A 14044-nucleotide genomic window follows, 5' to 3' on the forward strand; every position below is an offset into this window, starting at 1 on the left:
CCCAGGCGGCAGTGGCGGCCACCACCGGGGAGGAGCCACCACAGCCCTGCGAGCGGAGCGAGAGGGGGCACCCGTAGGGTGACGCCGTGACGACCCGCCCCTCGGCCCGCGCCGCCATCGCCTCCGCCACCGACCCCGGCAGCTTCACCGAACTCCCCGCCCCACCGGGGCACTCCGCCCCCGACGGCCCCCTCGGCTGGGCCGGCTACGACGACTCCCGTGCCCGCGCCGCGCAGCGGACCGGCGAGGACGAGTCCGTCGTCACCGGCACCGCCCGCATCGGCGGCCACGAAGCCACCGTGATCTCCTTCGAGTTCGGTTTCCTCGGCGGGTCCCTCGGCCACCGCACCGGCGACCGGCTGGAGGCGGCCTACACCCACGCCCGCACCCACCGCCTCCCTTTGGTCTCCCTCATCGCCACCGGCGGATCCCGCATGCAGGAGGGCATGCTCGCGCTGACCCAGCTGCAGCGCGTGGCCCGCCAGTCCGCCCTCACCCGCGCCTCCGGCCTCCCGCAGATCGCCGTCCTGCGCGACCCCACCACCGGCGGCGGCTGGGCCACCCTCGGGGCGGGGGCCGACGTGATCCTCGCGCTGCCCGGGGCGCAGGTCGGGTTCGCCGGGTCCCGGGTGCGGCCGCCGGACGCGGATCCGGCCGCCTACACCGCCGAGGGGCAGTACGCCGCCGGGCACGTGGACGCCGTCGTCCCCGCCGCGCAGCTCCCCGTGACCCTGACGGCCTGGCTCCGGGTGCTCGCCGCGCCCCGCTCCCCCGAGGCCGTGGAACCCCCGGCCGCGCTGGCCGACGTAGCGCTGCCGGCCACGGGGTGGGACGCCGTCCGGCAGGCCCGCCACCCCGGCCGGCCGCGCGCGGAGCAGTACCTGGACGCGTACTTCGAGCTCCGTCTCCACCTCTCCGGGGACCGGGCGGGCGGCACGGACCCCGGGATGCTGTGCGGGTTCGGGCTCCGGGAGGGCCGGGCCGTGGCCTACGCCGCCCAGTGCGGCACCGCCACCCGCCCGGCCGGGTACCGTACGGCGGCCCGCGTCGTCCGGCTCGCGGACCGGCTCGGGATCCCGGTGCTCACCCTCGTGGACACCCCCGGCGCGGCCAACGACGCCGCGGCCGAGCACGCGGGCGCCGGCGCGGCCATCGCCGACGTCTTCGCGGCGCTCGCCTCGGCCACGGTGCCCCTCACCACGCTCCTCATCGGCGAGGGCGGCTCGGGCGGGGCACTCGCCCTGGCGGCGCCGGGCAACACCTGGGTCACCCCGGACAGCTACTTCTCGGTGATCGCTCCCGAACTGGCGGCGGCCATCCTCAAGCGCCCCCCGGAGTCGGCCCCGGCGACGGCGGACCAACTGCGCGTCCGCCCCCAGGACCTGGTCGCCCTGGGCGTCGCCCGCGGCATCGTCTCCCCGGCGAAGGACGCGCAGGATGCGGAGGACGCCTAGGAGGAGGCCCGCCAGGCGCCGTCCGCCGGATCAGGGACGGACCGCGAGGCGACGGACCGGGGCTGAGCCGACGGCGGGGACGGGGCCGCTCGTCGTCAGGACCTCGCCCGTGTCGGCGAACTCCCAGGTGGTCGCGTGCCTGCCTCCCTCGGAGGGCCAATCGACGCGGACCACAGGGCGGCTCAGCAGGCTCTCGAACCAGTCCGCGCACCGCTCCGCGAGCTCCGCGACCGTGCCGGAGGCCCGGAAGAAGCCGCGCTCGGGCGACTCGTCCAGGTGGAAGAGCTGGTCACGGACCCGCCCGGCCCGCACGTGCGTGCCGTGGAAGTGCACGGCCCACTCGCCGAGCACGATCCGGCGGGCCTCGTCGACAAGGCTGATGTGGACGAGGAACGACGACTCGTCCTCGGGCCGTCCGACCTGGCTGGGAGCCCACGGCACCCGCCAGTCGGCTGCCCGGCCCCGCAGGGCCGCCAGGAAGGCGAGTTCGGCCTCACCGAAGTCCCATGGCTCCTCGCCGCACTCCTCGGGGTCCTCGACCTCGAACCACCAGCTCGTGACGTCCACGGACGAACTCTAGAACCACCGGCTCCGGGCCGGGAGCTTCACGTCCACCCGGTACAGCCGGGTGATCTGCTGTGCCAGCTCGTTGTCGTCGCTGGTCAGCAGCAGCCTTACCCGACCGGACCCGTCGTGATCCGTCACCACCATGCCCTCGACGTTGTCGACCAGCGGGTGGTTCTGCGGCAGCTTCGAGGGCGCGCCCAGCGTCGGGCAGCCGTCGAGGTCCCCGATCGGGGTCTTGCGTGCGGTCCGCAGGGCCGGGCCCTCCGCCAGCGCCGCCACCTTCGAGGTGTCCGTGGCGCCCAGGGGGTCGGCGACGTACAGCCGCACCGTGATCTTGAACTGCTGTGTGAAGCCGCGCTCCAGCACGATCAGCCGGCCGTCGCGCGTCGGCGCGAGCTCCACCAGCCCGTGTCCGGCGTCCACCGGGTACGCGTACTGCCGCCCGAGGACGAACTCACCGTCCCGGCCGCGGCGTTCCCAGGTCTGGATCCGCTGGAGCGTCCGCCCCTGCGCGTCCTTCCCGTCGCCCGCCAGCGCTCCCTCGACGCCCGCGACGAGGGTGTGCCCGCCGGGCAGCAGGGTCAGGGACTCGAAGGTCTGGTTGACCGTGGCCCGGCCCTCGGGCGCGAGCTTGAACCCGGCCGGGATCGGCAGCGAGCCCAGCACCTCGCCGGTGCGGGCGTGCCGCCGGATGGCCGGCGCGGTCTCGTCCGTCACCAGGTAGGTGCCGTCGCGGTCGACGACGATGCCCTCGGAGTCGAGGACCTTGCCCGCGCCGTCGGTCAGCGGCAGCCGCGCGGCGGCCGTCGCCGTCGGGGTGTCGCCGCGGCCCACGTTCAGCTTGTACAGCACCGACTTGTCGGAGATCGCGGCGACCGTGCCGTCCCGGTCCACCGCGAGCCCGGAGAGCCCGCCGACCGGCTTCCCGTCGACGAGGGCCTTGTCGAGGGAGTCCGCGTAGCCCGCGATCGAGAGGTACGGCGAGCAGGAACGGTCCGCCTTCGGCACCCGGTGAGCCGCGGAGGCCTGGGCCTGCGGAACGAGGGCTCCGGCGAGCGCGGCGGTGGCCACGGCGGTGGTGACGAGCGTACGAAGGCGCATGAAGGCCTTCCTCCTGGATCGACTGGGTCTGGGGGCGGGGGGTAGGGGCGGGGGCCGAGGCCGGAGCCTCGATCTTCCGAACTGTCATATGGCTAATCGAAAGAAAATGGAAGACCCGGCAACACGACGGCAACGAACCCGCCAACTTCCCTTCACACCCGCCCGGATCGGGCGAACCGCCCCGGACCGATCCCCACGTGCCGCCGGAAGTGCCGTGCCAGGTGCGCCTGGTCGTAGAAGCCCGCCGCCACCGCCGCCTCGGCCGGCCGCGTCCCCGCCAGCAGCAGCCGCCGCGCCTTCGCGACCCGCAGCCCGGTGAGGTAGGCGTGCGGAGGGAGCCCGAACGCCTGCCGGAAGCTGCGGATCAGGTGGGTGGGATGGGCGTGTCCCAGAAGCGCGGAAGCCTCCTCCAAGGTGATCCCGCCGATGACCCGCGCATCGAGGAGCTCGCGCAGTCGTACGGCCGTATCCGGGCCCGGAGCCCCGTACGGGATCACCTGGCGCCCCTCCAGCCACGTGCGCAGCCGCTCCTGCACGAAGGCGAGCCGCGACTGCGCCTCCAGCCGCTCGACCGCACCGGCCGGCAACTCCCGCGCGCCCAGCGCGCGGTGCAGTCCGTGGACCCGGTCGCGCAGGGCGGCGTCGAGGAGCAGCGGCGCGTCGACGGCGGCCCCGGTCAGCGACTGGGGCAGCACGGAGGCGTCGAGGTACAGCACACGCTTGCGGAAGCCCGCCTCGGTGACGGTCCGCCCGTCGTGCACCACCCCGGGCGGCAGCAGGGCCACGGTGTCCGAGCCGCCCACGCCGTGCCGTTCGCGGTCGAGCCCGAAGTCGACGCGGCCACCGTCGAGGATCATCAGCGTCCACGTGTCGTGGACGTGCGCGGGGTAGGCGTGGTCGGTGAACCGGGCGTGGAACACCTCGGCGATCCCCGGCACCGGCGGCTGCCAGGCCGAGACCGTACTGGGCGGACGCATCGCAACCATCCTTGGACTTGTGTCGGTATCCCCGGCTTCAGCCGGGGAGGGAAACGCACCTTTGTCTCCGGCGGCGCGAAGCGTCTGATTTCACCGCACCCGTGTCCGCTTCCAGGGCGTCGGGCACGTCAAGGTCAACCAGCACCGGCCCGTGGCCGGCATCGACATGGGCATAGCGTCGTTCCTCACCACCTCCAACGGCGTACACGTCGACAACCCGCATCACGGCCGCCAGGCCGACGCGAGGCTGGCAGCGGGAGCTGAGCCGCTGTCCACGCCGCAAGGCGAAGGACCGCACACGGATGGGGGGCGTTCCTGACGATCCTGCACGCCAAGGCTGAAAGCGCCGGACGGGAAGCGATCGCCGTGGACCCCCGCAACACCTCCCGGACCTGCCCCGAATGCGGGCACGTCTCAGCGGAGGACCGGCCCCCACAGGAGCAGTTCCCATGCGGCGCCTGCGGCCACCAGGTGCACGCCGACCCCGTTGGAGCACTCAACGTTCTACGGGCCGGGCTGGTCCGTCGCACAGCCCACCGGGCCTGGCGAGAAGCCCCCTCGTTCACGAGGGGGAGGAGTCACGTCAGGAACGTACAAGACCGGGAAGGGCGCACCCGGGCAGCCTGCCCCCATGACGACACCCGAGAGCACGCACGAGAACGGCCGCCCGGCAGACACGGCGGACGCGGCACACGTGGTGAACATCGCGGAGAAGCTCGCCGGTTTCACCGAGCAGTGGACCCCGCACCGGATCGCGCGGGTCAACGACTACGAGGTCAAGATCGCCAAGATCCAGGGCGAGTTCATCTGGCACACCCACGAGGAGACCGACGAGCTCTTCCTCGTCGTCAGCGGCACCCTGAGGATCCGGCTGCGCGCCGGGGACGTCGTACTGAACCCCGGGGAGATCTACGTGGTCCCGCGCGGGGTGGAGCACTGCCCGCAGGCCGACGGGGAGACGGCGATCCTGATGTTCGAGCCCGCCGGGACCGCCAACACCGGCGGGGAGGTCAGCGACCGCACCCGCGAGCCGGTGGACGCGTGAGCCCACCGGGGCGGACGGCCGGCCCCGCCCCGCCTCAGGCCTGCGGCGATCGCGCGTCGTAGCGGGCGAAGCCCCGCCAGCGCGCGGCCAGCAGCGCCAGGACGAGGACGCAGCCGAGCCCGCCGCCCGTGATCGCGACGGTCGGGGAGGTGAGCTCGGCGGTGGCCCCGGCGAGGAAGTCCCCGAGCCGGGGTCCGCCGGCGACGACCACGATGAAGACGCCCTGCAGGCGGCCCCGCATGTCGTCCGGGGTCGCGGCCTGGAGCATGGTGGTGCGGAACACCATCGAGACGCTGTCGGCGCATCCGGCCAGGGCCAGGAAGAGCAGCCCGAGCCAGAGGTTCCGGGTCAGCCCGAAGACGGCGATGGCCAGACCCCACCCGGCGACGGAGAGCAGGATCGCCGCCCCGTGCCGGCGGATCCGCCCCTGCCAGCCGGAGAGCAGTCCCCCGAGCAGCGCCCCGACGGCGGGGGCGGCCACGAGCAGCCCGACCGTCTTGGCGTCGCCGCCGTACCAGAGCACGGCGATGGCCGGGAACAGCGCCTTCGGCTGGGCCAGCACCATGGCGGCCAGGTCGGAGAAGAAGGTCATCCGGATGTTGGGCCGGGTCCCCAGGAAGCGCAGGCCGTCGAGCACGGAGGCCCGCCCGGTGCGGCCGCCGGCCCCCTCTGGCTTCATCGGCGGCAGCCGCCACATCGCGTAGAGGGCGGCGACGAAGGTGAGGGCGTCGATCAGGTAGGCGGCCTGGTAGCCCCACCAGCCGACGATGACCCCGCCCAGCGCCGGGCCGACGGTCATCCCGAAGGTCCATGTCATGGAGTTCAGGGCGTTGGCGGCGGGCAGCTGCTCCGCGGGCAGCAGCCGCGGGATCATCGCGGACCGGGCGGGCCCGTTGAGGGCGCCGCAGAGGGACTGGAGCGCGACCACGGAGTACAGCAGCCAGACCCGGTGGTAGTCCAGGAGCGCGGCACCGGCCAGGGCGATGGACAGGGCGGCCAGACCGAGCGCGCTCACGAGGCCGAGCATGCGCCGGTCGACGGTGTCGGCGATGGCCCCGCCGTAGAGCCCGAAGGTGACCAGCGGGATGAGCGAGCAGAGCCCGACGAGTCCGACGGAGAAGCTGGAGCCGGTGATCTCGTAGACCTGGAGCGAGATGGCCAGGGCGGTCATCGCCTGGCCCAGCGAGGAAACGGTTCCCCCGAACCACAGCCGGCGGAAGTCCGGGGACGTTCTCAGCGGGGTGAGGTCGGCCCATATGCGGCGGCGGGGGCGGAGGGGCTGCGAGGGCGGAGCGGTCGTACGAGTCACAACGGATGATAAGCCGACCCCGGCAGGGGCCGGACCGGATCCCACCCCGGGGACCACTCGAAGCCGGACCGGATCCCACCCCGGGGACCACTCGGAGCCGGACCGGACCCCACCCCCGGGGACCGCCCGGAACCAGGCGGGAGCCCACCCCGGGGGCCACCCGAAGCCGGGCCGGAGCCGGGAGGGAGCCCACTCTGGGGACCGCCCTGAGCCGGCCCGGAGCCGGGTGGTGGCCCACTCTGGGGCCGCTCGACGCCCGCCCAAAGCCCGCCCAGAGCCCGCCCGGAACCCGGCCGGAACCCGGCCGGATCCCGCTCGAAGCCCGAGGGCGCGGGCTCCCGCTCCTCCCGCACGCGCACCATTCACCCCACCCGGAACCCGGGCCCCGCGGCGGCCGGATCCTTGCCGCTAACTCGCCACTATCACCGGACATTTGACCGAATAGACGTGCGCTCCTCGCCTGAAGTTCAGCTCATGATGAAAAGACTCGTATGTCCAGGGAGGCGCAGTGATCGAACCTGGCACCAGCACCACGAGCACCGGCACCACGAAGACGGGCGCGCTCCGCGCGACCGCGACCGATCCGGTCTTCCCCCTCACCCTCGGCGTCGAGGAGGAATTCCTCCTCGTCGACGCCCGCACCCTGCGGGTGGTCCCCGCCGCCCCGCTCGTCCTGTCCACCGCCGCGGGGCTCCCCCACGAACTGCACCCCGAAGGCACCCGCTACCAGGTGGAGATCTCCACCCCCGTCGCCGACTCGGCCGCGACCCTGCGCAGCGAGCTCGCGACCCTGCGGCGCACCCTCGCGCGGGCCGCCCGGGCCCACGGCTGCCGGCTGCTGGCCGCGCCCTCGCCGGTGGTCGCCCTGGAGGGCCCGCTCCACCTGACCGACGACGAGCCGCGCCAGCGCGAGCAGGCCCGGCGGTTCGGCGCGCTCACCGACACCCTGGTCAGCTGCGGCCGGCACATCCACATCGGCACCCTCGACGTGGACACGGCGGTGGCCGTCTCCAACCGGCTCCGGCCCTGGCTGCCCACGCTGATCGCGCTGGCGGCCAACTCCCCCTTCTGGGGCGGCCGCGACACCGGTCACGCCAGCTGGCGGGCGATGGCCTGGGCGGGCTGGCCCTCGGCGGGCCTGCCCCCGCACTTCACCTCGACGGCCCACTTCCGGCGCTCGGTGCAGACCCTGCTCGGCTCCGGGGCCGCCCTGGACACCAAGATGGTCTACTGGGACCTGAGGCCCTCGGGGAACTGGCCGACGCTCGAACTGCGGGCCCCCGACATGTCCCCGGACATCGACTCGGCCATCCTCCAGGCCGAACTGGCCCGCGCCCTCGTCGCGACGGCCCTGCGCGAGATCGCCGAGCAGCGGCCCGACCCGCCCGTACGGGAGGACGTACTGCGCCTCGCGCGCTGGCGGGCGGCCCACGACGGCCTGGAGGGCTTCGGGCTGGACCCGTACACGGGCGTCGAACTCCCGGCGGCGGATCTGGCGGAGGCCCTGCTCGACCTGGTGGCCCCCGAACTGGCCGCGTCCGGCGACCTCGACCACGCGGCCAGAACCATGGCCGGCCTGCTGCGCGACGGCTCGGGCGCCCACCGCCAGCGCACGGCCTTCGCCCGCCGCGGCGACCTGAAGGACGTGCTGCGCCACCTGGCGGACGAAACGGAGGCCTCCTGACCCCGGCCCCGGCGGCGAGGTGGCCGCGCCGGGGCCGGCCCGCCCCCGGACGACCCGGTGGCGCCTGACCGTCAGACGGCGACCGCGCGGCGGTAGCGGCTCGGCGGGACGCCCAGTTCACGGGTGAAGGCCCGGGAGAAGGCGAACTCGGAGGCGTATCCGACCTTGCGGGCGATGATGCCGAGGGAATCGTCGGTGTCGCGCAGTTGGCGTGCGGCCTGGTCGAGGCGGACGCGGGAGAGGTAGGCGAGGGGGCTGGCGCCGACGGTGGACTTGAACCGGCGGGCGAACGTGGGCCGGGACATGGCCACCGCGCGTGCGAGGCTGTCGACGGTCCAGTCCTCCTGCGGCCGCTCGTGCATCAGCGACAGTGCGGCGCCGATGTCGGGGTCGCGCAGAGCGGTCAGCCATGACGGGCCCGAGTCCTCGGCGCCGGCGCGCTCCAGCCAGTTGCGGACGGTCAGCACGAACAGTACTTCGGTGAGGCGGGTGGCGACCGCTCGGGATCCCGGCCGGCCGTTGGTGGCTTCCGAGGCGAGGAGCCGGACGACGCTCTGGAGCTGGGGATCGGCCGCCATGCCGGGCACGTGCACCACTTCGGGCAGGACCGACAGCACCGGATGGCGGTCGGTGGACGTCGCGTACTGGAATTTCCCGCACACGATGCGGACCAGCGGGCCGTCGCCGCCCAGGTGCACGACGCCCGTGCGACCCGGAGGATTCTCGGCCGCGACCTCCGAGTAGGGGCGGGTCTCGGTGCCGGGGCTGCCCAGGAGCTGGTGCGGGGTGCCCCTCGGGAGCAGGACCACGTCGCCGGACACCAGCTGTACCGGCGCTGTGTTCGCGGTCCGGAGCCAGCACGCACCGTCGGCGATCAGGTGGAATCCGGCGACGCTTCCCTGGTCGAGGTCGCACCCCCACTGCGATCCGTTGGAATGGAGCTGCGCGAGAAGTGCTCCCGTGAACCCCGTGGACGCCAGAACGTCGGCAAGTACATCCATGCTCGTCACGCTATCCGCATCCCGCCGCTGACTCCATACCCCTTACGTCACCTCGATGAGCGTCAGGGGTATGAGGATGAGCTCTTCTGCCATGGATGCTCTCACTCCCGAAGACCTAGCGTGTGGTGCAAGCGAGGATGCGGACGGCTCGGAGCAGCGCCGTCCCGTCGCCCGGACCGCACCTCACGTACCGGAAGTGGTGACAGCACGATGTCAAAGGAACAGCAGACTCCCCTGGGCAGCGGATTCGGCCCCGAGAGCACCGTGGACGATGTCCTCGAGGGCATCGACCTCACGGGGCGGTTCGCCGTCGTGACGGGCGGGTACTCCGGCATCGGCCTGGAGACCACGCGGGCGCTGGTCGGCGCGGGCGCCACCGTCGCGGTTCCCGCCCGTCGTCCGGATCTCGCCCTCGGGGAACTGAAGGACCTTCCCCGGGTGGAGGTCGGCGCGATGGATCTCACCGACCTCGGCAGCGTCGCCTCCTACGTCCGCGGCCTGGAGTCCGCCGGCCGGCGCATCGACCTGGTCATCAAGAGCGCCGGCGTGATGGCCGCACCGCTCACCCGGGTCGGAGCCGAGGGCTGGAAGTTGCAGGTGGCCACGAACCACCTCGGACACTTCGCTCTCGTCAACCGGCTCTGGCCCCTGCTGAGCGGCGACGCCCGCGTCGTCGCCGTCTCCTCGCGCGGACACTGGACCGTCTGGCGCGCGACGCCGGCCCCCGCGCCTTCGCCCTGCACCCCGGCGTCATCGCCACGCCCCTGGGCCGCTACCTGAGCGATGCCGATCTGATCGCCGCAGGCGCCATGGACACCGACGGCAACCTCACCCCCAACTTCGGCAAGTCGCCCCGGGCCGGAGCCGCGACCCAGGTCTGGGCCGCCACCTCGCCGCTCCTCGAAGGCAAGGGCGGTCTCTACCTCGAAGACGTCGACATCGCGGCCGTCTTCGACAGCCGTACGGAACGAGGCGAGGTCCAGGAGTACGCGATCGACCCGGACGAGGCCGCGCGGCTGTGGGACTGGTCGGCGGAGCTGACCGGCGTCAACGCCTTCGGCTAGACGCCGGGTACGTCCCGACCAGCCGAACACCTCGCCTCGCACAATCCAGATCAAGAACGGAGACCGTTCCCCTGCCCGAGTACGCCGCCTCCCGGCCCCAGGCCCTCATCCTGCTCTCCTCAGCGCGCGAGCTGCCCCTGAGCGAACCGGCGGACCACCGTCTCTCCACCGGATTCTTCCTCGTCGAGGTCGCCGCGGTCCTGGCACGGTTCGAGAACGACTACGACTTCATCCTCGCCACCCCCGACGGCAAGCCGCCGCAGCTCGACATGAACGGCCTGGGGCTCAGCTTCCACGCCGGCCGGAGCACCGGCACCGCGGCGGCCCGCACCACCCTGCAGAGCGCCGGCAAGCGGTTCACTCCCGAGGGTCTGCGAAGGAAGAACCCTGAGCTCGTCGAGCGCCGCGACGCCGAACTCGCACTGGCCCGGCGCCACCTCGGACGCATCTCCGTCTCCGCCCCACTGCCCAGGACGGACAAGGAGGCCGTCTCGATCCGGGACGAGGTCGTCGCCGGCTTCGAGGCCCTGCCCGAGAAGACGTACTTCTCGATCCAGGAACTGATCGAGCGGCACCGCGACCCCGACACCGCGTTCTCCTTCCAGGACCTGGCCTTCGTGCACGCGCTCGGCGGCCACGGCCCGATGGTCGACTTCCACGCCAACCCGTGGATGGGAGAACTCCTGCACAGCCTGCGGGAGAACCGCGTCCCGATCTCGCTCATCTGCCACGCCCCCGTCGCACTCACCTCGGCCAGGTACCGCGTCGCCGAGGACGGAGGGGTCACCACCGATGACCGACACGCTTTCAAGGGCGCCAAGATCACCACGTTCGCCCAGGTGGCCGAGCGCATCGTGCTCGCCTCGCAGTACCCCAAGGTCCCCGGGCGGCGCACCCGGCTCCCCTACTTCGTCGATGTGGCACTCAAGGACGCCGGATACGACGTCAGCCTCGCCGTCAGCCCCTCGGGGGTCAAAGTGGTCTGGGCCGAAAGGCACGCCCTGCTGACCGGCAACGGCCCGCAAGCCATCGACGCCCAGACCGCCCGTCTCGCCGAGATCACGCGCAGCCGGCCCTCGGCCCGAACCGGGGCCGGACGCGGTCGTCGTAACGCCTGAACGAGCTGCGGGAGATAGCGACCCAGGCCCAGACGGTGAACAGGCCGGACCTGGCAGCCGAGGTGTGGCGCACGGTCGCGCGGAACGCCGTCTGATCCACAGGCGCCGGGCGGCCGGGGTTTTGACTGCGACGGCCCATAGGAACGTATCCGCACGTCAGAACGATTTTGCTGTGGTGGGGCGGGTGGGACTCGAACCCACGGCCGACGGATTATGAGTCCGCTGCTCTAACCGGCTGAGCTACCGCCCCTTCACGGCGTGGCGCGTACATGTGTGCGCGCCGTCTGCCGCAGCATAGCCGCTCATACGATCTCCTGCCTCGGATGCCTCGCATGATCGGCTTCGCCTGCCCAGAGAGACCGCACCGGGCCGTGTCCGGTTGCGCGTGGAGGGCAGAAAAAAGAAAAAAGGACCCACCTGGGGTCCTCGTTCCTTCTTGCTCCCCCGACTGGACTCGAACCAGTAACCTGCCGATTAACAGTCGGCTGCTCTGCCAATTGAGCTACAGGGGACCGCGCTCCCCCGACTGGACTCGAACCAGTAACCTGCCGATTAACAGTCGGCTGCTCTGCCAATTGAGCTACAGGGGATTGCTGCGTTGCACCGAACAGCCCACCTCTGGCCTTGGCCAGGGGGCGAGCGCCCGTTGCGAGTCATAGATTAGCGCAAGCAGGGGGGTGCTCCGCCAATCGGTATCGCCAGCGGGCCGGGCACCACACGACGAAGGGTGGCAGGCATGCGGTACAAGGTCACGTTCGCGGTCGGGCTGGCCCTCGGGTACGTGCTCGGGACCCGGGCCGGACGCGAGCGGTATGAACAGTTGAAGAAGTCCGCGCGTGAGTTCGCGCAGAACCCGGCCGTCCGCAACGCCGCCGAGAGCGCAGGTCAGAGCGGCCGGGAGTTCGCCGGCAAGGCCTTCGCCGCGGTGAGCGACAAGGTGGGCGACGCGGTGCCGGACGCCCTCGCAGGGCGGGTACGGGGCCTGCGGGCACGGGTCGGAGGCAACGGCGCGGGCGAGGACGACTGGGGCACCAGCAACACCTGACCGGCCCGGCCCGGAGCGGGGTCCTCCTGCGAGGGCCCCGCTCCGGGGTGCCGTCCGGCCGTGGCCGTGGGGTTCCGCATAAGGGACGGCGCGCTCCGGGGCGGTCGCGCCCGCCCCCGCGTGCGGCAGAATTCTCCGCATGGGGATAGTCGCCGGGCTGGACAGCTCTTCCGCGTTCACACGCATCGTCGTCTGTGACACCGAGACGGGCGCCGTGCTGCGCCAGGGGTACGCCCCTCATCCGCAGCCCACCGGCGAGGCGGTGCCGCACGAGACCGATCCACAGGCCTGGCTGCTCTCGCTCGGCGAGGCCGCCGGCGGCGGGCTCCTCGAAGGGGTGCAGGCCATCGGGGTCTCCGCGCAGCAGCACGGGCTGCTGCCGCTGGACGCGCAGGGCGGCCTCGTGCGCCCCGCCCTGATCGGCAACGACAAGCGCGGGCAGGCCGCCGCCGCCGAGCTGATCGAGGCCTTCGGCGGCCGGCAGGCCTGGGTCGAGGCCGTCGGCTCCGTCCCCCATGCGGCGCAGCCCGTCGCGAAGCTCGCCTGGCTGGCCCGTACCGAGCCGGAGGCGGCCCGGCGGGTGGCCGTCCTGATGTCCCCGCACGACTGGCTGGTGTGGCAGCTGCTGGGCCGCCCGGCCCGGCGGACCACCGACCGCGGCGGCGCCTCCGGCACCGGCTACTGGTCGGCGGCCGCCGGCGCCTACCGCCCCGACCTGGTCGAGCTCGCGCTGGGGCACCGGGCGCTGCTCCCCGAGGTGCTCGGCCCGGCCGAAGCCGCCGGGACCACGCCCGAGGGGCTGCTGATCTCCGCCGGCACCGGGGAGACCATGGCGGCCGCGCTCGGGCTGGGCATGGGACCCGGCGACGCCGTGGTCTCGCTGGGCGCGTCCGGATCGGTGATGGCGGTGCACCACGAGGCGCTGTCGGAGCCGGGCGGGCTGATCACTTCCCTCGCCGACGCCACCGGGCGGCACCTGCCGGTGGTGAACACCCTGAACGCCGTACGGGCCCTGCGCGGCACCGCCGAACTGCTGGGCACCGATCTGGAGGGGCTGAGCGAGCTCGCGCTGAAGTCGACGCCGGGCGCGCACGGGCTCGTACTCCTGCCGTACCTGGAGGGTGAGCGGACGCCGAACCTGCCGCACACCGCCGGGACCCTGTCGGGGCTGCGCCGGGACTCCATGAAGCCGGAGCACCTCGCGCGGGCCGCCTTCGAGGGCATGCTCTGCGGGCTGGTGGACGCGCTCGACGTGCTGCGCAGCCGCGGTGTGGAGATCCGCCGGGTGTTCCTGCTCGGCGCCGCCGCCGAGCTGCCGGCCGTTCAGGCCTTCGCGCCGGGGCTGTTCGGTACGCAGGTCCTCGTCCCGGCGCCGGCGGACTACGCGGCCCTGGGCGCGGCCCGGCAGGCCGCGTGGGCGCTCGGCCTGGCGCAGGGCGGCGCGGCCTCGAACACCCCGCCGGTGTGGCCGGCCCCCACGGCGCAGCTGTTCGAGCCGGACGAGGAGTACCCGGCCTGGCAGGGCGCCCGCCAGCAGTACGTCGCGACCCGGGACCAGATCCACCCGGGGGCGTTCCAGAACCCGGCCTAGGCCGGGCCCGGGCCCCGGCCGTACCCGGCCCGCGCCCCGGCCTACGCCCTCCCGTGCCCGGCCTACTCCTTTTGACCGGGCTTTACGA

The 14044-nt window shown here is 73.1% G+C and carries 11 protein-coding genes, 3 tRNA genes and 2 pseudogenes; 8 read left to right on the forward strand and 8 right to left on the reverse strand.

Going from position 1 to position 14044, the window contains the following annotated elements:
- Window positions 1–86 precede the first annotated feature (86 nt).
- A complete protein-coding gene (locus OG435_RS15830; RefSeq protein ID WP_266877494.1) occupies window positions 87–1454 on the forward strand; it encodes a carboxyl transferase domain-containing protein in 1368 nt (455 codons plus the stop codon).
- Window positions 1455–1484: 30 nt separating this feature from the next.
- Here OG435_RS15830 and OG435_RS15835 read toward each other — a convergent pair whose 3' ends face one another.
- The 3 genes from OG435_RS15835 to OG435_RS15845 form a co-directional block, all read right to left on the reverse strand.
- Entirely contained in the window at window positions 1485–2021 is a 537-nt protein-coding gene (locus OG435_RS15835; protein WP_266877495.1) for a hypothetical protein, read from the reverse strand.
- A gap of 9 nt (window positions 2022–2030) precedes the next feature.
- The gene (locus OG435_RS15840) at window positions 2031–3122 is read right to left on the reverse strand and encodes an esterase-like activity of phytase family protein (RefSeq protein WP_266877496.1); all 1092 of its coding nucleotides are present in this window, start codon (window positions 3120–3122) and stop codon (window positions 2031–2033) included.
- Window positions 3123–3274: 152 nt separating this feature from the next.
- Window positions 3275–4099 (reverse strand): helix-turn-helix domain-containing protein, encoded by an 825-nt coding sequence (locus OG435_RS15845; RefSeq protein WP_266877497.1) that lies wholly within the window; start codon window positions 4097–4099, stop codon window positions 3275–3277.
- A 360-nt stretch (window positions 4100–4459) separates the two neighbouring features.
- Here OG435_RS15845 and OG435_RS50690 point away from each other — a divergent pair.
- Window positions 4460–4543 (forward strand): annotated as a pseudogene (locus tag OG435_RS50690) (hypothetical protein); the annotation flags it as partial.
- Window positions 4544–4730: 187 nt separating this feature from the next.
- Window positions 4731–5144 carry a cupin domain-containing protein gene (locus tag OG435_RS15855; RefSeq protein ID WP_266877498.1) on the forward strand — a complete coding sequence of 138 codons (414 nt, stop codon included), beginning with the start codon at window positions 4731–4733 and terminating at the stop codon, window positions 5142–5144.
- A 34-nt stretch (window positions 5145–5178) separates the two neighbouring features.
- On the opposite strand, the gene OG435_RS15860 is transcribed toward OG435_RS15855, so the two are convergent.
- The gene (locus OG435_RS15860; protein ID WP_266877499.1) at window positions 5179–6453 is read right to left on the reverse strand and encodes an MFS transporter; all 1275 of its coding nucleotides are present in this window, start codon (window positions 6451–6453) and stop codon (window positions 5179–5181) included.
- A 508-nt stretch (window positions 6454–6961) separates the two neighbouring features.
- Between OG435_RS15860 and OG435_RS15865 the strand changes: the two genes are divergently transcribed.
- A complete protein-coding gene (locus OG435_RS15865; RefSeq protein WP_266877500.1) occupies window positions 6962–8137 on the forward strand; it encodes a carboxylate-amine ligase in 1176 nt (391 codons plus the stop codon).
- A gap of 71 nt (window positions 8138–8208) precedes the next feature.
- Here OG435_RS15865 and OG435_RS15870 read toward each other — a convergent pair whose 3' ends face one another.
- Entirely contained in the window at window positions 8209–9138 is a 930-nt protein-coding gene (locus OG435_RS15870; RefSeq protein WP_266877501.1) for an AraC family transcriptional regulator, read from the reverse strand.
- A gap of 210 nt (window positions 9139–9348) precedes the next feature.
- On the opposite strand from OG435_RS15870, the pseudogene OG435_RS15875 reads away from it, so the two are divergent.
- Window positions 9349–10202, forward strand: a pseudogene (locus tag OG435_RS15875) (SDR family NAD(P)-dependent oxidoreductase).
- Complete coding sequence (locus tag OG435_RS15880; protein WP_266877502.1) at window positions 10157–11320, forward strand: hypothetical protein; 1164 nt, start codon at window positions 10157–10159, stop codon at window positions 11318–11320. The pseudogene OG435_RS15875 and the gene OG435_RS15880 overlap by 46 nt, the downstream one beginning before the upstream one ends.
- 173 nt (window positions 11321–11493) lie before the next feature.
- Here the strand turns inward: OG435_RS15880 and OG435_RS15885 are convergent.
- The 3 genes from OG435_RS15885 to OG435_RS15895 all read right to left on the reverse strand — a co-directional run bounded on the left by OG435_RS15885 (window position 11494) and on the right by OG435_RS15895 (window position 11910).
- Window positions 11494–11570: transfer RNA gene (locus OG435_RS15885), tRNA-Ile, on the reverse strand.
- A 189-nt stretch (window positions 11571–11759) separates the two neighbouring features.
- A tRNA-Asn gene (locus OG435_RS15890) sits at window positions 11760–11832 on the reverse strand.
- A 5-nt stretch (window positions 11833–11837) separates the two neighbouring features.
- Window positions 11838–11910: transfer RNA gene (locus OG435_RS15895), tRNA-Asn, on the reverse strand.
- Between the two features lie 146 nt (window positions 11911–12056).
- Between OG435_RS15895 and OG435_RS15900 the strand changes: the two genes are divergently transcribed.
- Entirely contained in the window at window positions 12057–12365 is a 309-nt protein-coding gene (locus OG435_RS15900) for a YtxH domain-containing protein (protein WP_266877503.1), read from the forward strand.
- 139 nt (window positions 12366–12504) lie between these two features.
- Window positions 12505–13956, forward strand: coding sequence for an FGGY family carbohydrate kinase (locus OG435_RS15905; RefSeq protein ID WP_266877504.1), 1452 nt, complete (start codon window positions 12505–12507; stop codon window positions 13954–13956).
- Window positions 13957–14044: the final 88 nt, after the last annotated feature.

This window comes from Streptomyces sp. NBC_01264 (assembly GCF_026340675.1).
Taxonomy (GTDB): Bacteria; Actinomycetota; Actinomycetes; order Streptomycetales; family Streptomycetaceae; genus Streptomyces.

What these genes read in the sequence shown, in the direction of transcription:
- OG435_RS15840 (WP_266877496.1), bottom strand. Translation starts at nt 3,122, where the DNA reads ATGCGCCTTCGTACGCTCGTCACCACCGCCGTGGCCACCGCCGCGCTC.
- OG435_RS15900 (WP_266877503.1), top strand. Translation starts at nt 12,057, where the DNA reads ATGCGGTACAAGGTCACGTTCGCGGTCGGGCTGGCCCTCGGGTACGTG.
- OG435_RS15855 (WP_266877498.1), top strand. Translation starts at nt 4,731, where the DNA reads ATGACGACACCCGAGAGCACGCACGAGAACGGCCGCCCGGCAGACACG.
- OG435_RS15905 (WP_266877504.1), top strand. Translation starts at nt 12,505, where the DNA reads ATGGGGATAGTCGCCGGGCTGGACAGCTCTTCCGCGTTCACACGCATC.
- OG435_RS15870 (WP_266877501.1), bottom strand. Translation starts at nt 9,138, where the DNA reads ATGGATGTACTTGCCGACGTTCTGGCGTCCACGGGGTTCACGGGAGCA.
- OG435_RS15845 (WP_266877497.1), bottom strand. Translation starts at nt 4,099, where the DNA reads ATGCGTCCGCCCAGTACGGTCTCGGCCTGGCAGCCGCCGGTGCCGGGG.